Consider the following 22,894-nt stretch of genomic DNA (forward strand, 5'->3'; position numbering starts at 1 on the left):
CGCCAACACACCCACCTCCGAGGTGGTCACGCTCCCACCGCCGGCTACAGAGATTTCGACACGGGTCCTCGCGATGCTCGGTCCCGGCTCAATCAACAAAGAACGCGTGACTCAATCATGGAAGACGGATCGGCTCAATCATCGTGTGGCCATTGCTGGTTGAGCCGACGAGGAGCGAAGCGACAAGTCGAGTCGAAACCTCCGCCGGCCGGCCTCGCCAACGTGACCCCCACCGAGGCGGCCACCACCCAACACAAGCTACGGAGATTTCGACACGGGTCCTCGCGATGCTCGGTCCCGGCTCAATCAGCAAAGAACGCGTGACTCAATCATGGAAGACGGATCGGCTCAATCAGCAACGGGCCGTCGACAAGACGTGTCGAAACCCCCGCCGGCCGACCCCGCCAACGCCACCAACGGAGGTCCCGACACACACCACTATCTCTCTGGAATTCTCAAAGAACACAAGCTCCATCGACAGTCAGGCAGCATTCGGCAGTTCATCAGCAAACCGCCGGTTGTAGGCGGGAATCGGACGGCGACGCGGATCGACCGTCTCGGGTGGGAGCAACCACGGATGAGAGTCGGGTCCCATATACACATCCCATCCGTTGTGATGCACATCGGCATGACACGAGGTGCACAACAGGCAACCGTTGGCCAGGTCGGTGGCACCACCATCCGACCAATGCTCGATGTGATGGGCCTGAGTCCGCGACGCCGGGGCACCACACTTGATGCAACACCGATCCCGCTCGAACAGGGCGCGCCGCTGACCGGCGGTGAACAACCGTTTCGACCGCGCCATATCCAACGGAACCCGTTCGCCATCGACGATCGTCATCACCACCACACCATCACAGCTGGTTTCCAACAGCGTGCTACGGGTGATCGACCCACCGAACGCCAACACCGACCCGTCAGGTGCATCCGCAGGAACCGACAGATTGATCAACACCGACGGTAGAGCAGTCACCGACCGATCCCCCACACACCCGCGGCCACATCAAGCACCATCTCCAACGCATCCGCGCGACGTCGAGGTGCCTCGCGCGGATCTTTCGAACCATCCGGTTGCGGAACCGGGGCCGACAGCTTCTCGATCGCCGTCGCCAACTTCTCCCCGACAACAACATCCAGCGAACCGGACACCGATACCCGTCCATCATCGGTCCGCCCGATATCCAGGGCGTTCAGGTTGCGGTCTTCTTTGGCCGGTCGTCCACCGTCGGTATCCGACGAGTGATGGTCACCGAGCTGATGTGCTCGTGCCATCACCTCGGCCGGTGTCGCGCCGGACAGGACTTGGGCGAGCAGGTCGCCTTCGAAGGTCGCCCAGGTGTCGGTGTCGGGTGGTTCCCCGGCACGCATCCCGATCTGGTTGAGTCCGCGCACGATGGCGTCGACGTGTTCACCGGAGATCGCCCCGTCGGCAGCATGGTTCACAGTGCGCTCCACCACCGCCGAGGTTCCGATCCGCTGCATCCGCGCAGCGACGGCGGGCGCGAACCCCATCTCGATCAACAAGGCGATCGGTTTGTGTCCATGCTTCTGCGCCACCCGGAGCCGATCCAAGTGCCCGGCCCCGGCAGCAGCCAGCGCATCGATCACATTCCTGATGGTGACCAGTGTCTGCATGTCCGCGAAGACGACCGGCCCGGTCGGATCGTCGTCGTCGAAACGACAATCGATGAGTGCGTCGAGAATGGTGTCCAGCTCCCCCTGCATGTGTTCCATTGTAGCGAATACATGTGCGAGACGCAGACGAATTGTCAAGTGGAACAGTACTTGTGGATAAGTTGTGAAAGCTGTTCACCCTGGGGGTTCGGGTTCACCTGTGGGGTTGTTGGGGGTGGTTGCGGCATAGTCGGCCCACGGGATCGGTGTGGACGGCCGCGTCGGCGCTCACGCTCCCCACTGCTCAACCAGCAACTGCCGAATGACTGTTGAGTGGGACGACCCATCGGTCGCCGGTGCCGCGCTCGCGTCAGTCCGCGATCAGTTCCACGAGGCGTCGGATGGCGAACTCGTAGCCGCGGACGCCGTAGCCGACGATGATCCCGGCGGCGATCGGCGACACATACGAGTGATGCCGGAACGTCTCCCGCTTGTGGACGTTGGAGATGTGCACCTCCATGACCGGGACCTCCGGGATGACCAGCGCATCAGCCAAGGCCACCGACGTGTGGGTCCAGCCTGCCGGGTTGATCACGATCCCTGACACCTGGCCGCGGGCCTCGTGAATCCAGTCGATCATCTCGCCCTCGTGATTGGTCTGCGCGGCGCGCAGCCCGTAACCCAGCTCGGACGCGGTGCGTTCGGCGAGATCGACGACGCCGGCGAGGGTGTCCGATCCGTAGATCTCCGGCTGCCGCAAACCCAGGGTGTTCAGGTTGGGGCCGTTGAGCAGAAGGATCGGCAGCGGGGTGGACTCGGCGGCGTCGGTCGACATGGGGTCAGCCTACAAGCCCTCCGCGGCCCCCGGCCGGGTCAAGTACGGCCGAGGTCACGCCCTGTGGGACCCGCCCGCCGCCACGGCGCGGCCCGCTCAGACGCACCCACTACGATCACTCTTTGTGCCAGCAACGTCGAGGGTGGGGAGAGCAAAGCTCCTCGCGATCATCACCGGACTGGCGGGTCTGATCCTCGCCCTCGCCACCCCGCTGATGCCGGTCAACCAGACCACCGCGGAGATCAGCTGGCCCCAGAACGGCCAGGTCAACTCGGTCTCGGCGCCGCTGACCGCCTACGTTCCGATCGACCTCGACATCGCCATCCCCTGTTCTGCTGTCGACGACCTGCGCGACGGTGAGTCGGTGCTGCTGTCCACACTGCCCAAGCAGGCGGACAAGAGTTCCGAACGCGGCCTGTTCATCCGCCGCACCGGTCAGACCGGGGACGCCCCCGACCGCCAGACCGTCGAGGTGGTCAACCGCAATCTGCCGCTGGTGTCGGCGACAGTCGCCCAGATGAAGTCACAGGACTGCCGCGAGATCGTCGTCCACGCCGACTCCTCCGAGGTCACCGCCGAGTTCGTCGGCATGCACAACGACTCCGGCGAAACACTCACCGGAGTCGACACCAACCAGTTCAGCTCCGACCAGCGACCACAGGTCACCGGCCTGTTCACCGACCTGTCCGGCGCCGCCGCCGACCTGCCGGGCCTGCGCGCCCACATCACCATCGACTCCCGCTACACCTCCACCCCCACCGTGCTGAAGTGGCTGGTCCTGGCGGTCGGGATCGTGTGCACCCTGATCTCCCTCGCCTCCCTGGCGGTACTCGACTCCACCGACGGCCGCGGTCATCGTCGGATCTTCCCGGCACGGTGGTGGCGACTCAACGCCCGCGACTATGTCGTCATCGGCGGCCTGCTGCTCTGGCATTTCATCGGCCCCAACACCTCCGACGACGGCTACCTGATGACCATGTCGCGGGTCGCCCAGAACAGCGAGTACACGGCCAACTACTTCCGCTGGTACGGCGCACCCGAGGCACCGTTCGGGTGGTACTACCAGGTCTTCGGCATGCTCAGCCACATCTCGGTGGCCAGCCCGTGGATGCGGCTGCCCGCCCTCCTGTGCGGGATCGCGTCGTGGCTGATCATCAGCCACGAAGTGCTGCCTCGCCTCGGCCGCGCCGCGCTCATCCGTCCGGCCGTCGGCTGGACGGCGGCCTTCGTGTTCCTGGCGTCGTGGTTCCCGTTCAACAACGGCCTGCGGCCAGAGCCGATCATCTGCCTCGGCGCGCTGCTGACCTGGTGCTCGGTGGAACGGTCGATCGCCACCGGTCGACTGCTGCCGGCCGCCGTCGCCTGCATCTTCGGGGCGTTCAGTTTGGCCGCCGGCCCCACCGGGCTGCTCGCCGTCGCCGCACTGATCGCCGGTGCACGGCCGATGATCCTCGCCCTGATCAAACGAGCCCGGGTGATCGGCGCCGGGTGGGCCTCGTATCTGGCATTGATCGCCCCGATCCTCGCCGCGGGGACTCTGGTGATCTTCGCCGTGTTCTCCAATCTGACGCTGCGGTCCTTCATGGAGGCGTCGAGCATGAAGTCGGCGCTCGGCCCGTCGCTTCACTGGTACAACGAGATCGACCGCTACTCTTCGCTGTTCGCGTTCTCCGCCGACGGGTCCATCGCCCGCCGCTTCGCCGTGCTCGCGATGATCCTCGGTCTGGTGGTGTCGGCGGCGGTCCTGATCCGCAAGTCCCGGATCCCCGGCACGGCGCTCGGCCCGTCGCGACGCATCGTCGGGATCACCTTCGCGTCGTTGGTGTTCCTGATGTTCACGCCCACCAAGTGGACCCACCACTTCGGTGTGTTCGCCGGACTCGCCGCGGCCCTGGCTGCCATCGCGGCGATCGCGGCGAGCCAGAGCGCGATGCACTCACGCCGCAACCGGACCCTGTACGCGGCGCTCGTCTTCTTCATCACCGGGCTCTCCTTCACCGCGCCCAACTCGTACTACTACTCGTCGGCGTGGGGGATGCCGTGGGGCGTCGGACAGGTCACCATCGTCTTCCGCGTGGGAACGGTCCTGCTGGCGATCGCCCTGCTGCTGTTGCTGCTCGCGCTGTGGTTCCACTTCCGGGAACCGTTCTCCGGCACCGACCCCGTCGCCGAGCCCGACGAACGATGGAAGCAGGAACACCACCGCTGGTATCGGCGACTCTGGCATTCGATGGCAGGGTCACCACTCGCCTGGATCGCCGCAGTCGTCGTCCTGTTCGAGCTGGTGACCGCAGCCTTTGCCGGTATCCACCAGAGCAATTCGTATTCGGTGCCACGTTCCAACCTCGAGGCCCTCGCCGGTAAACAGTGCGGCATGGCCGACAAGGTGTGGGTCGAGGAGAACCCCAGCAGCTTCGAGCTGAAGCCGGTCGACGGCACCCTCACCGACCCGCTCGCCGGACCGGCCACACAACCGGAATCGTCGCGGTCGGCCACCAGCGGTTTCTCCCCCGACGGGATCCCTGACGACATCGACACCAAGGCGCCCGCCGGATCGCTCGGCGTACTCGCCGGTGACGCCTTCGCCGACCCGGACGTCCTCATCGCCAACTCCGGTGGCACCGGCGGCGGCACCGACACCACCGCCGGGGTCAACGGCAGCCATGCCGCGCTGCCGTTCGGACTCGATCCGGCGACCACACCGGTGCTGGGCAGCTACTCGAAGAACGATCAGGTGCCTGCCCGGCTGACGTCGGGCTGGTATGCACTGCCCTCGGACTATCGGTCCCGGCCCGTGCTGAGCTTCTCGGTGGCAGGCCAGTTCGACAATCCGCGAGATCTGTTGCTGGAGTACACCGATGACCCGATCACGTCGTCGACCCGCGATGCCGACCTGAAAGCCACCGGCGACGTCGCGATGATCGATCCCGGCCCCCGGCCGTCGTGGCGCAATGTCCGTATCCCGACGACGGATCTGCCGGAGGGGCTCACCGCGGTACGGATCGCCGCCACCGACGAGAACCTCGCCACCGACCGCTACATCGTCGTCACCCCGCCGCGTGTGCCCGGGATGCGGACGCTGCAAGAGGTTGTCGGCAGCGACGATCCGGTGCACGTCGACTGGACGTCGGGGCTGGTGTTCCCCTGCCAGCGGCCGTTCACCCACCACGACGGCGTCGCCGAGATCCCGGAATGGCGGATCGAACCCGGCGCCGATCTGAAAGCCGCTGTCGCCGCATGGCAGGGTTCGTTCGGCGGTGGGCCGCTCGGCTGGGAGCAGGTGTTGCTGGACCCGACGGCGCTGGCCACATATCTCCAGGGCGACCTGGGCCGCGACTGGGGTTCACTGGAACGTCTTGTCCCCTACGGTGATACGACGGTCCCGGCGGTGATCACAACCGGCACCGAAACCCGCAGCGGGTTGTGGAGTCCCGCTCCGATCCGGTACTGACACCGCGCGTGACGGCGACGTCGGGTCTGGTTGCGGACATGTGTGTCCCACCGGATTCCGACGGCCGGTCGGCTCGCCGCGCGAGGACGTCCTGCTCAATCATCGACGGCTCGTTGCTGATCGAGCTGACGAGGAACGATGTGGTCACCACCCGACGTCGGCTGCGGAGATTTCGACACGGGTCCTCGCGATGCTCGGTCCCGGCTCAATCACCGAAGAAAGCCCCCGCCCGCTCCCAGCTCAATCACCAACCCAGCATCGATGGTTGAGCCGACGAGGAGCGATGTGGTCACCACCCAACGCCGACTACCGAGATTTCGACACGGGTCCTCGCGATGCTCGGTCCCGGCTCAATCACCGAAGACAGCCCCCGCCCGCTCCCGACTCAATCACCGAAGAAAGCCCCCGCCCGCTCCCGACTCAATCACCGAAGACAGCCTCGCCCGCTCCCAACTCAATCACCAACCAAGCATCGATGGTTGAGCCGACGAGGAGCGATGTGGTCGCCATCCAACGCCGACTACCGAGATTTCGACACGGGTCCTCGCGATGCTCGGTCCCGGCTCAATCACCGAACGAGGCCCTGGCTCGATCACCAAGGCCCCGCAGGCAGTTGATGCTAGTTCTTGATCGCGCGCATCGGACCGGGGGTCCAGAGTCCGGTGTGGACGTCCTGGGTGATCTCGATGTGTGCCGGAGCCTGATCCACCAGCGGCGTCAGGCGCTGCAGGCTGCCCCAGTCCTTGGCCCACGCATTGCGCAGGTAGGACGGGAGCACCGTGGGCCTCAGGTCGTTCTCCACGATGCCGAGCGGGCCACCGTAGTCGCCTGCCATCCAGCGGCGCGAGTTCACGCGCTCGCCGTCGGCGTCGGGGGTGACCCGCCACTGCGGGACCTCGAGGATGCCGTTGCGCACCGTCGCCGGACGCTGGCAGGGGAAGGCGAAGGCGACCTCCCAGTCGAGCAGCACCGGATCCTCGCTGCCGACAAGGTCGTTCAACGTCGTCAGGGTGGTCACACGCGGGGGTGTGAGGGCGAGCCACTGGGCCGGATCGGAACTGGTGTCGGCGGCCACCACCCGCACGACGGAGGCGCGCGGCGGCGCCTGGTCGAGCGGGAAGCGCAGATTGCGCCACTCCGGGGCGGTGTCGATCCCGAGTGGCACCATCGACGCCACCGTGGTGACGCTGCCGTCGGGCTCCACCCGGCCGAACTCGAGGCGCAGCTTCTGGCCGGTGTGGGTGACGGCGAGCTCGTCGACGTACTCCACGGCACCGGCCACCGACATCGTCACCAGCGGCGCACCGGCACTGCGCGCCGGCAGCTGGTACCAGTCGGAGGTCAACTGCGCGCGGCCGTTCGGCGCGCCGTAACTGCCCAGCACCGGAACCGTCGACTGATCCAGACCGAACGGCAGCTTGACCGACGACCCGTTGACACCCGTCCGGCCGGTGGTGCCACCACCGGTGTCTGCCGATCCCGACGATCCGGTCGGCTCCTCCTGCGCGGCATTCGGATCGGTCTGGGTGCGATCGACCTCGGACGGATCACCGTCGGCGATGGCCTCCAGGTCGGATCCCACACCGCCCGGGGTGAACCCGGTCATCCCCGCACCTGCGAGCGCGGCACCTGGCGACGGATTGCGTTGTCCGGCAACAGTCGCCGGAGCGAGCAGACCGGTGTTGGGGTCGGCTTCCACCAGCACCGCATCGGCCAGCGCACACGTCTGCCCGCGCAATGCGTTGACGTTGGAGCTGGCCCAGGTCCACGAGCCGCGCTGGGTCTGGACCGCCTTGGCGAACGAGATCATGTTGAACACCAGGACGATCGCCAGGATGATCGCCAGCGAATAGGTCGGCATCCCGCGGAACGCGGTCCGCACGCGACCGGCCGGCTTCGGCTCGAGCGACTGCCCCGCCTGTGCGAGACGATCGTCGCGGTAGTACTGCCAGGCACCGAGCAGGGTCAGCAGGACGGCGACCACCAGGATCGGGACGTACAGGTTGATCCCGGCGACGTTCGGGGTGTCGTCGGCCCACGGGATGCCGTAACTGCCGACGTACCACCACTGGTTGCGTCCCGCGAAGGTCACCGCCAGCACGTAGGCGGCCGCCGCGGCGACAAAGGTGCGGTTACTGCGCCGTCGCATCACCGCCGGTGAGATGAACACCGTCGCCGCGGCCACGAGCACACCGGCAAGGGTGGCGAACGCACCGAGCTGGTGGGTCGCCTTGGTAGGCGAGAAGGCCAGCACCGCAACCGCTCCGGCGAGAATCGCGACCAGACGCCACAGCGGGGCGGTGGCCACCCGCGGCACCCGGCGCCGGCTGAGCAGGGTGAGCACGATGATCAGCACCGCGAAGAACGTCACGAAGATGCCGATGCGGCGCGCGATCGAACCGTCGGTGGTGGGGTTCTGCAGGATGTAGTACCGCATGGCCTCGGTCCACCACTTGTTGGTGGGCCCGACGATGCCCTGCACCTTGACGCCCTCGAGGATCGACGCGAGCGGCTGATCGGCGAAGATCTCGTACACCACCAGCAGACCCGACGCCAGGATCGGCACCAGCACCGGCAGCCATCCGTCGCGGCGGATGCGGATCCGCAGCCGTTTGACGATCGGACGCAGCGCGGCCACCAACGCCAGCGCCGCGATCGCACCGGCCGGGTGCACCGTCAGGGTGAAGGCGGCGGCCACGATGCCCAGCGTCAGCGGGAACAACCGGCCGGTCGCGATGAACCGCTCCACCAGCAGCCAGGTGAGCAGAATGCCCACGGCCAGGAACGGTTCCACCCGGATGCCGTTGTTGAACGCCAACCACACCGCGAGGAAGGCGAAGGCACCCGCCCAGCGGGCCGCAGGTGAGGTACGCACCGCCGCACCGATCCGCCCGAATGCGGCACGCGACAGCATGAACCAGGCGGCCAGGGCGAACAGCAACGGCAACAGGCGAAGCCACGGGGTCGCGGTGGAGACCTGCATCCACAGCGCCAGGTATTGGTAGTGCCAGCCGAACGGGTCCTGGGGCACACCGAAATAGCGGTAGTAGTTGTCGAGATATCCGGCGTCCGGGGCGACCCGGCCGACCGTCACCTGATAGCCGTCGTCGGCGGTGTTGCCACCGACGAACAACCAGATCACCAGGACCACCACGACCACGGTGTCGAGCAGTGTCGGACGCCACCAGGGGCGTTGCGGTGCACCGGGTTCTCCGTGACGGGTCTTACCGGGCAACCAGCGGCGAGACCGGCGGCCGTCCTGGCGGTCGAGGACGGCGAGGGCGATCATCGACGCGATCGTCATCAGCACGCCGACGAGGGCGGCGACGAACTTCAGCGTGGTCGGGCTCGACACGAACCGGGTGTCGACGGTCGACGAGAACGAGAGCCCGTCGGCGTTCGCGGTCTTCGGCAGGTCGGTGTAGACACCGATGATCTGCGGCCGGGCGTTGGGGTCGTCGACGGCGAAACTCGGCGGCGCACCACCATCGGTGGACAGTCCGCGGATCTCACCGCGAATGCCGCTGGTGTCGGCGGAGATCGCCACCACGCATCCGGGCGCGCGTTGCGCATCGGCGCGGGGAACGCTGAGCAGCACCACATTCCGCTGCGTGACCAGCAGACGATCGGAGGTGGCGCGGACGAACAGTCCCACCTTGCCCGCGTCCACACCGCCTTCCGGCACGGTCGACAACAGCACGCCACCCCCGGCCGGCAGATCGGCGGCCAGGGCACACGGCACGGCGATGTCCATCGCGACCGGCGTGTAGGAGACGTTGGGCGCCACCACGTTCTGGACCTGCCCGGCCTGCGGCCAGGTGATGGTTGCCTTGGTGTAGCTGACCGGCAGCAACGGCATGGCGACGGCCAGCACGATGCCGATCAGACCGGTCACCACGGCGACGATCTTGGCGATGCGGAGGGTCCGGTCGGTCATTTCTGCGCCACCACTCTGATCGATCCGTCCCGGGTCCAACCCCACACGCGCTGCTCACCGACCCTCACCCCGGCCGGCGCCGCGTCGGGCACCAGCGGTGTGAGTCGTTGCAGCCCACCCCAGTTGCGGTACCAGTCGTTCTCCAGGTAGGTCGCCATCGTGGACGCCGAGGTGAGCGCGTCGACGGTGGTGAGGATGCCGCCGTTGACGCTCGCCTGCCAGGTCTTCGACTTGGAGTTGGTGGTCACCTGGTCGGGCACGATCCGCCACTGCGGGACCTCGGAGATCCCGTCGGACACCGACATCGGATGCTGACACGGGAACTGGCCGCCCACCGACAGATCGAGCAGCACCGGGTCGGTGGTGCCCACGGCGGACTGCAGCGTGGTGAGCTTCGGGGCGCGCGGCGGGGTGATGGCGAGCCACTGATCGTTGGCGAGATTGTCGTCGAGGGCGTGGATCCGCAGGGCGGTGGCCTCGGCCGGCACCGCCGACATCGGGATCCGCAGGTTGCGCCACGACCGGTTCGGGCGATCGGGGCCCGGATCGATCGGGGTGAACGGCTCGCCGACCTGCTCGAAGGCGCCGGTGCCGGACATCCGACCGAACTGCACCTGCAGCACCCGGCCCGGGGTGTACACACCGTCCTGGTCGATCGAGGCGACCGGCCCGGCGGCGGTGATCACGATCAGCGGAGAGGCATCCCGCGCGGGCAGCGCATACGGCAGCGTGGTGAGTTCGGCGGTGCCGTTGTCGTGGCCGTGGCTGCCCATCACCGGGGTGGTGGCCGGGTCGAGCCCGAACGGCAGCGCAGCGTGCGAACCGTTGACACCGGGGTCGGTGATCGCGCCCCCGGTGGTGCCGGGCGCACCGCCGGACACGACGAACGGCTGCGCGAGGTTTCCGGAGGTGTTGATGGTGCCCGCACCCAGCGACGTCGCATCCGGGGTGAGGTCGCCGGCCACCCCGTCGGGGGTGAAGCCACTGTTGTCACCGGTCAGGGCGCGGGAGATGTCGGTGGTGCCGATCGGTTGCAGCGCACCGACATTCGGGTCGTCCTCGACGAGTACCCGGTCGGCCATGCCGCAGCTGTTGCCGGTCAGGGCCCGCAGGTTGGACCCGAGGGTGGAGTAGGTGTCGGAGCGGGCGACGGCGGCCTTGGCGAACAGCACCAGCTCGATGAGCACCACCAGCGTCGCGATCACCAGCATCGGCGACGACGCGATCGCGGTCTGCGTCCTGGTCGGTGCGCCACCGACGTCACGGATGCGGTGATGCTCGGCGTCGACGTCGATACGCAGGTGGAACCACATCGCCACCGCGAGGGCCACGACGGTCAGGATCAGGAAGATCGTCGACAACGGATGCCCGCCGATCACCGGCGCCTTGTCGAACCAGGAGATACCGAAGTCATACGACCAGCCCCACGCGTTCTGCCCGGCCACCGACACCGCACAGGCGAACAGCAGCACCGCCACATACATCGCCACGTTGCGCGGGGACCGGCGCGCCGACTGGGCGACCGCGACGGTCGCGACGGCGGCCAGGGCCGCGGCGAGACCGGCGTAGACACCGAACTGGACGGTCCATTTGGTGGGGGTGAACGACAGCAGCAGCACGGTCAGCAGCACCGCACCGATCAGGCGCCACACCGGGGACGGGTCGACACCACGGATACGCTTGCGCCGCAACATCACCGCCAGCGTGACGAACAGTCCGGCGGCCAGCAGGGTGACCGGCACGCGACGCACCAGCGACCCGTCCTGGGTGCTCAGCGTCAGGTAGTAGTAGCGCAGGAACTCCTGGTTCCAGGCCAGGGTGGGGCCGACGGTGTAGCGGATCCGGATGGCCTCGAGGACGTTCATCAGGGTCTGATCGCGGAACACCACGATCACGACCACCGCGACGGCAGCACCGATCGGGGCCAGCAGCGCACCGAGTCCGGTGCCCGGCAGCGGGCGTCCGCGCCAGGTGATCCGCAGTTCGCGGTCGCGACGTCGGAGGTTGCGCAGCATCGGCCGGGACCCGGCGAGCAGCAAGGCCACCGCGATCACACCGTGCGGACCCAACGCCAGGGTCAGACATGCGGCCAGGGTGGCACCGGCGGCCGGCAGCATCCGCCGGGTGGCCACCGCCTGTTCCACACCCCACCAGGTGAGCAACGATCCGAGCACGATGATCGGCTCGGCGCGCAGACCGCTGCAGAACGGCATCCAGAACGCCACGAAGACCGCGGCGGCGGTGAACATCGCCCACTGCGAGCGGCGCACCGCCCCGCCCAGCCGCGGCAGCAGCACACGGCTGAGCACGAACCACGCGAGCAGACCGGCGATCAGCGCGGGCAGCCGCATCCAGATGCCTGCGGTCGACACCGACGACCAGTGCGCCAGGAACGAGTAGTACCAGTCGAACGGCGCCTCGGGGGCCCCGTAGAAGCGGTAGTAGTTGGCCAGGTAGCCGGCGTCGGAGCTGTTGCGGCCCATCTCCAGGATGTAGCCGTCGTCGGAGCTGCCCGCCCCCAGGAAATGCCAGATCACCAGGATCGCGGTGACCGCGATGTCGGCGGCGCGCGGCATCAGCAGCCGGCGCAGGTCCACCCGGCCGATCCGACGGTGATGTCCGCCGATCACGTCGAGGGCGGCGATCGCGATGAACGCGATGATCGCGGCGAGGATGCCGATGATCATCACGGTGAGTTTGAGTGCCGTGGGGCTGGTGTCGAAGCGGTTGTCGACGTCGATCTGCACGGCCATGCCATCGCCGGCGCGGACCTGCTCGGCGCCGAGTGCGGTGAACACCCCGGCGACCTGCGGCTGCGCAGCCGGGTCGGCGATCCCGGCGGCATCGGGTCCGGGGACGCCGTCGAAGCGGGCGCCCACCCCGGTCGACGACGACCAGACATGCAGCCGCGTGCACTGCCGCAGCTGGTCGGCGGTGGCGGTGACCAGGGGCTTGCCGCGGGTGGTGACGGTCACGCCCGACGGTCCCGACGTGACGATCAACGCATTGTCGCCGGCCTTCTGTGATGCACGGGGCATGGTCGAGAGCACCGTGACCGCGCTGGTGGCGCCGGCATCGGCAGGCCGCTCGGTGAGAACCCGACAATCGATGGTGGCGTCGAGGCCCGCCGCGGTCTGCGCGACCAGCGGTGCGGTCACCGACGGTGTCGCGGCACCGCCCGCCTGGGGCCAGGTGATGGTGGCGGTGTGGGCTGTGACCGGCAGAAACGGGGTCAGAACGGCAGCGAGGACGGCGATCGACCCGGCCACCGCGGAGACCACGGCCCAGGTCCGCGGCGACGACGGCAGGGTGCGGGAACCGAGGTGCAGCACACGCTGACCACCACGCCGATCGGGCGTGGGGGACGTCGGCGTCGAGGAGGCAGTCATCAGTCCGCAACACTAGTGGAATGAATCTGTGAGCTTTCTGGGGATCACGGGATGACCGCTCCTGTGACGCTCGTCCGCTTAGGACCTGGTGGGCAGGTCACATACGATCAGTCTTCGTGTCTGCGACAGCCCCGTCTCCTGCCCCCGGAGCCGCCCCGTCGGCCTCACCGGCGAGTGACGACGGACGATCGTCCCAGCTCGGTGCCCGATCCGGGCTGATCCGGTTGATCGCGATCGTCTCCGGTGCGCTGGGCGCCATCCTGTGTGCCGTGGTGCCGTTGTTGCCGGTGCAGTCCACCCAGGCGTCGTTCGACTGGCCGCAGGGCCAACCGCTGGTGAATTCGGCGAATGTGACCGCACCGCTGATCGCGCAGGTGCCGCGCTCCCTCGACATCTCCATCCCGTGCCGCACGCTGGCCGATCTGCCTGCGCAGGGCGGCCTGGTGCTGGCGACCATGCCGACGTCGGCGCCGGGCAGCAAGGGCAAGGCCCTGTACGTGTCGGCGGGCCGTGACACCGTCTCGGTGACCTTCCGCAACACCCTGGCCGCGAGCGCGCCCCGCGCCGATCTGGGCACGTGCTCGACGCTGCACATCTGGTCGTCGGGGACGTCGACCGGCGCCCGGTTCGTGGGCCTCGGCCCGGCGTCGGATCTCGACCCCGGCAAGCGCCCGCAGATCGACGGGGTGTTCACCTCACTGGGTGCCGGGCAGGTGCGCGCCGCCGACGGGCTGCGGGTGCACATCGAGATCGACAACCGCTACGCGTCGTCGCCGACCCTGCTCAAGCGGATCGTGATGATCCTGGCCGTGCTGTGCGTCGTCGTCGCGCTGATCACGCTGGCACTGCTCGACCGCATCCACGGCCATCATCGTCGGATCGGTCCGCGGCCGGGGCTGTGGGCGGCGTTGCGGCCGCGCGGTACCGACCTGGTGGTGACCGGGGTGCTGCTGGTGTGGCTGTTCCTGGGCGCCGGCTCCCCCGACGACGGCTACGTCCTCACCATGGGACGCACCGCCGACTCCTTCGGGTACCTGGCGAACTATTACCGCTTCTACGGCATCCCCGAGGCACCGTTCGACTGGTACTACGCCTTCCTGGCGCACTGGGCGAGTGTGTCGCCGTCGATCCTGTGGATGCACCTCCCGCCGATGATCGCCGGGCTGGCGTCGTGGTTCATCCTGGCGCGAGTGCTGCTGCCGCGGCTCGGTGCCGCGGTGCGCGGCGGGACGTCTCGGGTCGCCCGGCTGCTCGGCGGGGGCTGGCCGATGTGGGCGGCCGCGCTGACCTTCCTGGCGTTCTGGATGCCGTTCTGCAGCGGGCTGCGCAGCGAACCCATCATCGTGCTCGGTTCCCTCCTCACCTGGTGGGCGGCCGAACGGTCCATCGCCACCCGCCGGATGCTGCCCGCCGCGCTGGGCGCCGTCGCCGCCGGATTCACCCTGGCGCTCGCCCCACACGGCGTGATCGGGGTGGCGATCCTGATCGTCGCCGCCCGTCCGCTGCTGCGCATCCTGGTGGCCCGCCGCCGCGAGGCCGGACTCGCCGCGCTGCTCGCGCCGCTGGCCGCCGCCGGGCTGCTGGTGCTGGTGGTGGTGTTCCGCGATCAGACGCTGGCCACGGTGCTCGAGGCCATCAAGACCCGCTACGTCACCGGGCCGATCATCGGCTGGCATCAGGAGTACCTGCGCTACTACTTCCTGACGGTGTCCACCAAGGACGGCGCCCTGACCCGCCGCGTCCCGCTGTTGCTGTTGTTCGCGGGCCTGATGGTGGCCGTCGCGGTGATGTTGCGGCAGGGCCGGATTCGCGGTGTCGACGGCGGCCCCACCTGGCGGTTGATCGGTGCCACCGGTGTCACCCTGCTGTTGTTCGCCTTCACCCCCACCAAGTGGACCATCCAGTTCGGTGTGTTCACCGGTCTCGGTGCGGCGATCGCCGCGGTCGCCACCGTCGCGGTGGTGCAGTCGGCGGCACGGTCGGGACGCAATCTCACGGTGTTCGTCGCGGGCCTGCTGTTCGCCCTGGCCGCGGCGATGGCGGGCAAGAATGCGTGGCCGTTCGCCTACGAGTACGGCATCTCCTGGTTCGACCGGGCCCCGGTGCTGGCCGGTATCCCGATCTCGACGATCTTCCTGGCGTTGGCCGTGCTGGCCGTCGCGGTCGCGGTGTGGCAGCACCTACGTCTGGACTATGTGGCCAATCGCGGTCTGGCACACAGCAGTTCCGGGAAGGCCGACTCGGCCGCCGATCGTCGTCGACTGTTCCTGGCGTCGTCGCCGATCGCGGTGATCGCCGGCCTGATGGTGGCCTCGCAGCTGCTGGTGTTCGCCAAGGCCGCGGTGGTGCGGTATCCGGCGACGACGGTGCTCACCGAGAACCTGAACACGCTGCGCGGCAACACCTGTGGCATGGCCGACGCGGTGCTGGTGGAATCCGATCCGAATACCGGCCTGTTGACCCCGGCGAACGGACAATCGCAGACAGCCGCGTTGTCGGGGACCGGAAGCGGCACCACTGCAGTCGGTTTCACGCCCGACGGAGTGCCCGACGATCTGTCGCCGGAGCCGGGCAGCGCCCGGCCCGGCCAGATGAACGTGGCCAACCCGTTCTCCCGTCCGTTCGTGGTGTCGGGCGGGCTCGGCGCCGGCACCACCGGCGGCCGCGGCCCCACCACGGTGAACGGTTCGACCGTCGCACTGCCGTACGGACTCGATCCGGCCACCACCCCGGTGCTGGGCAGCTACGGTGCCACCGGTGAGGCGCGCCTGACCACCGGGTGGTATGACCTGCCCGACCGCACCGCCTCACCGCTGCTGGTGGTCGCGGCCGCCGGTGCCGTCGCCACCGTGGACGTCTTCGGCGTGCACGTCTTCGGGCAGAAGCTGACCGTGCAGTTCGGCAGACCCGGCGCCGACGGCTCATTCGAGCAGATCGGACCCGATGTGGCGCCGATCGACCCGGGACCGATCATCACCAATCGTCCGTGGCGCAATCTGCGGGTGCCGATGTCGGCGGTGCCGCCCGCGGCGACGGTGATGCGACTGTCGTTGCTGGACAACAACCTCGGTGAGAAGCAGTTCCTGGCGATCACGCCGCCGCGCGCGCCGCGCCTGCAGACCCTGCAGCAGGTCGTCGGCAGCACCGCACCCACGCTCGTCGACTTCATGGTGGCCGCACATTTCCCGTGCCAGCAGCCGCTGCAGGTGCACCACGGGGTCGCCGAGATCCCGCAATGGCGCATCCTGCCCGACTATGCGAGCGCCAACTCGCAGTCGAAGACCTGGCAGGACGCCGACGACGGTGGCCTGCTGGCGATCTCGGAGGCCACGACGTCGGCGCTCGCGGTGCCGACCTATCTGGAGGACGACTGGACTCAGGACTGGGGCGCGCTCGAACGGCTCACCCCGCTGGTCCCCGACGCCGCCCCGGCCCGGGTGGCGACATCACCGCAGACCCGCTGGGGATGGTCGCGGAACGGTTCGATCAGGGTGGAGACGTCCGATGACGAGTGACGCACGCAACCACGACACCCCCGGGGCCGGTGGTCCACCCGACGCGCCGGTACCCGAGGGTTCGGCATCCACGACCGCCCGACCGGCGAGGTGGCGGCCGAGCCCGCGGATGGTCAAGATCCTCGCCGCGGTCACCGGCCTGCTCGGCGCCCTGCTCGCCGTGGCCACCCCGCTGCTGCCGGTGAATCAGACGACCGCCGAGCTGAACTGGCCGCAGGATGACACGGTCGCCGCCGTCACCGCACCGCTGGTGTCGTTCGTGCCGATCGACATGGACCTGTCGGTGCCGTGCTCGCTGGCCACCCGTCTGCCGGCATCCGGCGGGGTGTTGTTGTCGACGCTGCCCGCCGCCGGTCAGGAAGCCAGTGCCCGGGCGTTGTTCATCCGGGCCACCGCCGACACCCTGACCGTCACCGACCGTGACGTCGTCATCCTCACCACGCCCCGCGCGGCCGCACAGCAGAACCCGAACTGCCGCATCCTGTTCCACGCCGACGGCACCGGCGTCTCGGCCCGCTTCGCCGACGGCCCCGGTGACGCGGCCACCGCGCCGGCCCTGAGCGGTGACGGGCTGCACACGTTCTCCGTCTCCGATCACCAGATGCGCCCGCAGATCGTGGGGATCTACACCGATCTTCCGGAATCGGCTCCGCGCGAGGGCTTGTCGCTGCACGCCACGATCGACACCCGCTACGTCAGCTCGCCGTCGCCCCTGAAGGTGACCGCGATCGTCGTCGGCATCCTGATGACCATCGTGTCGCTGGTCATGCTGGGCATCCTGGACCACCGGGACGGGCGTGGGCGCAAGCGTTTCCTGCCGTCGGGCTGGTGGACCATCCGCGGCTCGGACGTCGCGGTGTTCGCGATCCTGGCGTTCTGGTGGATCGCCGGCGCCAACACCTCCGACGACGGCTACAACTTCACCGTCGGCCGGATCACCGGAGATGCCGGCTACGCCGACAACTACTTCCGCTATTTCGGGGTGCCACAGGACCCGTTCGGCTGGCACTTCCAGGTCATCTCGTGGATGACGCAGGTCAGCGTCGCCACGCCGTGGATGCGGCTGCCCGCCTTCCTGCTCGGGCTGCTCGGCTGGTGGCTGATCTCGCGTGAGGTGATCCCGCGCCTGGGCCGGGCGGTGCGCAACAGCACCCCCGCGGTGTGGTCGGCGGCCTTCGTGTTCCTCGCGATCTGGTTGCCGTACAACAACGGTCTGCGCCCGGAACCGGCCGAGGCCGTCGGTGCGCTGCTGACCTGGTGCTGCGTCGAGCGGGCCATCGCCACCCGGCGACTGCTCCCGTATGCGATCGCGGTGGTCACCGCGGCGTTCACCCTCGCCCTCGCACCCGGTGGCCTGATGGCCGTCGCCGCGCTGCTGGCCGGCATCCGGCCGGTCGTGCGGGCGCTGGTGACGCGGCGGACGCGGGACGGCCTGCTGCCGATGCTGGCACCGATCCTGGCGGCGGGCACCGCGGTGCTGTTCCAGATCTTCGCCGACCAGCCCCTGGCACCGCTGCTCGAGGGCAACAAGGTCGCCACCGACGTAGGGCCCACCCTGGAGTGGTGGGAGGAGCCGGTCCGGTACTACTACCTGATCCTCCCGACCGCCGACGGCACACTCGCCCGTCGCTACGGCATCCTGATGATGATCCTGTGCCTGATCGTGGTGCTGCTGCGACTGCTCCGGCGCGAACATCCCAACGGGATTGCGCGCGCACCGATCTGGCGGCTGATCGCGGTGACCCTGGGCACCATGTTCTTCATCTCCTTCACGCCCACCAAATGGACGCACCACTTCGGTGTGTACGCGGGCATCGCCGCCGGTCTGGCGGCGGCCGCGGGCGCGATGATGGCACCGGCGATCCTCCGATCCCGGCGCAACCGCACGTTCTTCGCCGCCGCCGTCCTGGCCGTCACCGGCATCTCGTTCACCGGAACCAACGGCTGGTGGTACATCGGCAGTTACGGCATTCCGTGGTGGGATCGGCCACCGGCCGTCGCCGGGATCAGGTTGGGCTGGTTGTTCCTCGCCCTGGCGGTGATCACCGCACTGGTCGGCCTGTGGTTCCACTTCCGGGACGACTACGTCGACGATGCGACACGCACCGGCCATGGGCCGCACTGGTATTCACGCCTGAGGTTCTCACCGCTGCCGGTGATCTCGGCGTTCGTGGTGATCTTCATGGTGGCATCGTTCGCCAAGGCCGCCTATGTGCAACGCGACTCGTGGTCGTGGCTGAACTCCAATCTGCGTGCGCTGAGCGGTAATTCGTGTGGCCTGGCCAACGACGTGCTGGTGGAGGCCGACCCCACCGCAGGGTTGCTGCGGCCGGCCGCTGTCGGCGGAGCACCCGCGCCGAGTGTCTCCGCGGCACTCGCCGGCACCGCCGATGGTGCGCCCCCGGCCGGCTTCTCCCCCAACGGTGTCCCGAACAAGCTGTCGGTGGATTCGACGGTCGACGAGAGCGCCGCCAGCTCGGCCACCAACAGCGCCCAGTCCGGCGCGGGCGCCGAGGACGCCACCGCCGACACGTCGTCGGCGGCCGGGGGTACCGAGGGTGGCCAGGGCGCCACCGGCGTCAACGGGTCGACGGTGAAGCTGCCGTTCGGCCTCGATCCGCTCGCCACACCGGTCCTCGGGTCGTACGGTTCGCCCACCGGCACCGGCGATCTCACCACGTCGTGGTACTCCCTGCCGGAACGGTCCGACGACGCACCACTGCTGACCGTCGCGGTGGCCGGATCGGTGGAGGCCGTGGACGGGATCGGAGTGGTGCACTCCGGCCAGAAGCTGGTGGCCCGGTTCGGCCGTACCGGCGTGGACGGAAAGGTCACCCCCGTGGGCGTGCTCGGCCCGATCGACATCGGCGAGGCGCCCAGCTGGCGCAACCTGAGGTTCCCGCTCGCCGATGCCCCGGCCCGCGCGAACGTGGTGCGGATCGAGGTGTCCGACACCGCAGGCGCCCCCAACGAGTGGGTTGCGCTCACCCCGCCGCGGGTGAGCACACTCGGCACGCTCAACGACGTCGTCGGCACCACCGATCCGGTGTTCATCGACTGGATGCCCGGACTGGTGTTCCCGTGCCAGCAGCCGATGAAGGTCCGCAACGGCGTACTCGAGGTGCCGCAGTGGCGGATCATGCCCGACGCCGACGCCACCCGGAAGAACAGTCAGACATGGATGGCCGGAACCGCCGGTGGGCCGCTCGGCATCACCGAGGCCATGCTCACCCCCACCCTGCTGCCGACCTACCTGCGCAACAACTGGGGACGCGACTGGGGTGGGCTGCAACGCTTCACGCAGATCGATCCGGCGCCGCCCGCACATCTCGACGTGGGTACCGCAACGCGATCGGGACTCTACGACCCGGCGCCGATGCGGTCGAGCGGCTACTGATCGGACGACCAGGGTCGGCTCACCTTGCTTGCGGGTGAGCCGATCTCGCGGTTGGCTGGTCCCATGAGCGATGAGAGTGTCGACACCCGTGCGGACGGTGCGCCCCATCAGCACGCAGGCGAGCCACATTCCGGTGGCACACTCGCCAACCGCCTGAACTGGCTGCGGGCGGGGGTCCTCGGCGCCAACGACGGGATCGTGTCGACGGCGGGCATCGTCGTGGGTGTGGCCGCCGCCACCGCCGAGCGCGGCCCGGTGTTCACCGCCGGTGTCGCCGCCCTGGCCGCGGGTGCGGTGTCGATGGCGCTCGGCGAGTACGTATCGGTGAGCGCGCAACGCGACACCGAGAGGGCCCTGCTCCACAAAGAGAGCCGTGAACTCGCCGAACAACCAGAGGCCGAATTCGATGAACTCGTCGGCCTCTACGAGGCCAAAGGCCTCTCCCACGACACCGCCTGCCAGGTCGCCCGGGAGCTGACCGCCCACGATGCGTTCTCCGCGCACGTCGACGTGGAACTCGGGATCGACCCGGACGAACTGACCAATCCGTGGTTGGCCGCGTTCTCGTCGGCGGTCGCCTTCACCGTCGGCGCACTGTTGCCGTTGATCGCCATCCTGGTCCCACCGGCAGGCGTACGGATTCCGATCGCCTTTGTCGCCGTCATCCTCGCGCTGGCACTGACCGGCGCGATCGGCGCCGTCCTGGGCGGCTCCAAGCCGTGGCGTCCGATGGCCCGGGTGGTGATCGGCGGCGCAATCGCGATGGCCGTCACCTATGCGATCGGCAGCCTCGTCGGGCATGCGGTGGGCTGAGGTCACCCCCTCCGATCGAGCGGGGACCAAACGCCGGATGAACTCACCAACACCTCACCAGGCTTCGACACGGGTCCTCGCCCCACAGGGCTCGGTCCCGCAGCGAACCCTACGATGATTGAGCCCGAACCGACCGCAGCGAACCCTACGATGATTGAGCCCGAACCGACCGCAGCGAACCCTACGATGATTGAGCCGGGACCGAGCGCAGCGAGGACCCGAGTCGAAATCCCCGCCGGACAAACCCACCAAGCGACCGCCCCCGGTCACCGACACCGCCAGCCCACCAGGTTTCGACACGGGTCCTCGCCCCACAGGGCTCGGTCCCGGCTCAACCACCAGGCGGTCAGTGGTGCAATCGCTCACGAAGGCCGGTCAGATGGGCATCAGGTAGTGCTTGCGCGGTGTGCGCAGCACGTTCTTGTCCTGCAGCTGGGCCAACGCCTTTCGGAGCTGCAGGCGGGTGTCGGCGGGTTCGATCACGGCGTCGATGTAACCCCGCTCGGCGGCCAGGTACGGCGTCGCCATCATGACGTTGTAGAAGTCGATGAAGTCGCGACGGACCTTGTCGGCGTCGGCGGCCGACATGCCCTCGGTCTGACGTCGTGTCAGCACCGCTGCGGCCGACTCGGCACCCATCACCGCGATCTTGGCCGTCGGCCACGCGAAGTTGATGTCGGCGCCGAGCTGCTTACAGCCCATCACCGCGTACGCACCGCCGTAGGCCTTGCGCAACACCACGGTCACCTTGGGGACGTCGGCCTCGACATAGGCGAACAGGAACTTGCCCGACCGCCGGATGGTGCCCTTCTGCTCCTCGGCCAGACCCGGCAGGATTCCGGGGGTGTCGACCAGGAAGACCAGCGGGATGTTGAAGGCGTTGCAGATGCGGACGAATCGCGTCGCCTTCTCCGACGAATCGGTGTCGAGCACACCCGACATCACGTTCGGCTGATTCGCCACCACGCCCACCGGCTTGCCGTCGACGCGCGCATAACCGGTGATCAGGTTGGGCGCGAACAGCTCTCCCACCTCGAGGAAGTTGCCGTCGTCGAACACCTTGACGAGGATGTCGTGCATGTCGTAGCCGGCGTTGTCGTTGTCCGGCATGAAGTCGTTGAGCGACAGGTCGCTCTCGGTGACCTCTGGCTCCATACCCGGGTTGATCACCGGCGGCTTCTCGTAGCAGCTCGACGGCATGTACTGCAGGTACTCACGCACCCACTCGAATGCTGACGCCTCGTCGTCGGCCACGTGATGGATGTTGCCCCAGCGTGCCTGGTTGTGTGCGGAGCCGAGGTCCTCGGCCGAGATGTCCTCGCCGTTGACCTGCTTCAGCACGTCCGGGCCGGTGACGAACATGTACGACTGGTCCTTCACGCCGACGAGGATGTCGGTGTTCGCCGGGGTGTACACCGCACCACCGGCGCACTTGCCGAGGATCACCGAGATCTGGGGCGCCAGACCCGACAACAGGTCGTTGCGGCGGCCCATCTCGGCATACCAGGCCAGCGAGGTCACCGCGTCCTGGATGCGGGCACCGGCCGAGTCGTTGATGCCGACCATCGGGCAGCCGAGCTTGCCCGCCCACTCCATCAGCGCAGACACCTTGCGGCCGAACATCTCTCCGACGCTGCCACCGAGCACGGTCTGATCGTGCGAGAACGCCGCGACCGGACGGCCGTGGACCAGTCCGTGACCGGTCACCACGCCGTCGCCGTAACCCGTCTCCGCGGCACCCGGCATCTTGGCCAGCGCACCGGTCTCGATGAAGGTGCCCGGGTCGAACAGCATCGCCAATCGCTCACGCGGGGAACAGATCCCCTTTGCGGCTCGCTTGGCAATTGCCTTCTCCCCGCCGGGTTCCCTGGCCAGTTCGAGCTTCTGGCGCAGGTCGGCGAGCTTGGCAGCAGTCGTATCGGTCACGGTCGGTCTCTTTC

At 68.4% G+C, this 22,894-nt stretch carries 10 protein-coding genes; 4 read left to right on the forward strand and 6 right to left on the reverse strand.

Features of this window, described 5'->3' with window-relative positions; translation table 11 throughout:
- Window positions 1–481 precede the first annotated feature (481 nt).
- The 3 genes from ACWDUA_RS23035 to aroQ form a co-directional block, all read right to left on the reverse strand.
- Window positions 482–844 carry an HNH endonuclease gene (locus ACWDUA_RS23035; RefSeq protein WP_449753343.1) on the reverse strand — a complete coding sequence of 121 codons (363 nt, stop codon included), beginning with the start codon at window positions 842–844 and terminating at the stop codon, window positions 482–484.
- A gap of 128 nt (window positions 845–972) precedes the next feature.
- The gene (locus tag ACWDUA_RS23040) at window positions 973–1,728 is read right to left on the reverse strand and encodes a DUF222 domain-containing protein (RefSeq protein ID WP_449753344.1); all 756 of its coding nucleotides are present in this window, start codon (window positions 1,726–1,728) and stop codon (window positions 973–975) included.
- Between the two features lie 259 nt (window positions 1,729–1,987).
- Window positions 1,988–2,452 (reverse strand): type II 3-dehydroquinate dehydratase, encoded by a 465-nt coding sequence (aroQ, locus tag ACWDUA_RS23045; RefSeq protein ID WP_449753345.1) that lies wholly within the window; start codon window positions 2,450–2,452, stop codon window positions 1,988–1,990.
- A gap of 124 nt (window positions 2,453–2,576) precedes the next feature.
- Between aroQ and ACWDUA_RS23050 the strand changes: the two genes are divergently transcribed.
- On the forward strand, window positions 2,577–5,903 hold the full coding sequence (locus tag ACWDUA_RS23050; protein WP_449753346.1) for an arabinosyltransferase domain-containing protein: 3,327 nt from the start codon (window positions 2,577–2,579) through the stop codon (window positions 5,901–5,903).
- Window positions 5,904–6,522: 619 nt separating this feature from the next.
- Here the strand turns inward: ACWDUA_RS23050 and ACWDUA_RS23055 are convergent.
- Together ACWDUA_RS23055 and ACWDUA_RS23060 are read right to left on the reverse strand one after the other, a co-directional pair.
- Window positions 6,523–9,840 (reverse strand): arabinosyltransferase domain-containing protein, encoded by a 3,318-nt coding sequence (locus ACWDUA_RS23055; protein WP_449753347.1) that lies wholly within the window; start codon window positions 9,838–9,840, stop codon window positions 6,523–6,525.
- Complete coding sequence (locus ACWDUA_RS23060) at window positions 9,837–13,229, reverse strand: arabinosyltransferase domain-containing protein (RefSeq protein ID WP_449753348.1); 3,393 nt, start codon at window positions 13,227–13,229, stop codon at window positions 9,837–9,839. Before ACWDUA_RS23060 ends, ACWDUA_RS23055 begins: the two co-directional genes overlap by 4 nt.
- A gap of 116 nt (window positions 13,230–13,345) precedes the next feature.
- Here ACWDUA_RS23060 and ACWDUA_RS23065 point away from each other — a divergent pair, with 116 nt between their 5' ends.
- The 3 genes from ACWDUA_RS23065 to ACWDUA_RS23075 all read left to right on the forward strand — a co-directional run bounded on the left by ACWDUA_RS23065 (window position 13,346) and on the right by ACWDUA_RS23075 (window position 20,954).
- Window positions 13,346–16,744, forward strand: coding sequence for an arabinosyltransferase domain-containing protein (locus tag ACWDUA_RS23065; protein WP_449753349.1), 3,399 nt, complete (start codon window positions 13,346–13,348; stop codon window positions 16,742–16,744).
- A gap of 109 nt (window positions 16,745–16,853) precedes the next feature.
- Window positions 16,854–20,141 (forward strand): arabinosyltransferase domain-containing protein, encoded by a 3,288-nt coding sequence (locus ACWDUA_RS23070; protein WP_449753365.1) that lies wholly within the window; start codon window positions 16,854–16,856, stop codon window positions 20,139–20,141.
- A gap of 63 nt (window positions 20,142–20,204) precedes the next feature.
- Window positions 20,205–20,954 (forward strand): VIT1/CCC1 transporter family protein, encoded by a 750-nt coding sequence (locus tag ACWDUA_RS23075; protein ID WP_449753350.1) that lies wholly within the window; start codon window positions 20,205–20,207, stop codon window positions 20,952–20,954.
- 375 nt (window positions 20,955–21,329) lie between these two features.
- Here ACWDUA_RS23075 and ACWDUA_RS23080 read toward each other — a convergent pair whose 3' ends face one another.
- Window positions 21,330–22,880 carry an acyl-CoA carboxylase subunit beta gene (locus tag ACWDUA_RS23080; protein ID WP_449753351.1) on the reverse strand — a complete coding sequence of 517 codons (1,551 nt, stop codon included), beginning with the start codon at window positions 22,878–22,880 and terminating at the stop codon, window positions 21,330–21,332.
- Window positions 22,881–22,894 lie beyond the last annotated feature (14 nt).

The sequence above is a fragment of the Gordonia sp. NPDC003376 genome, from assembly GCF_053589235.1.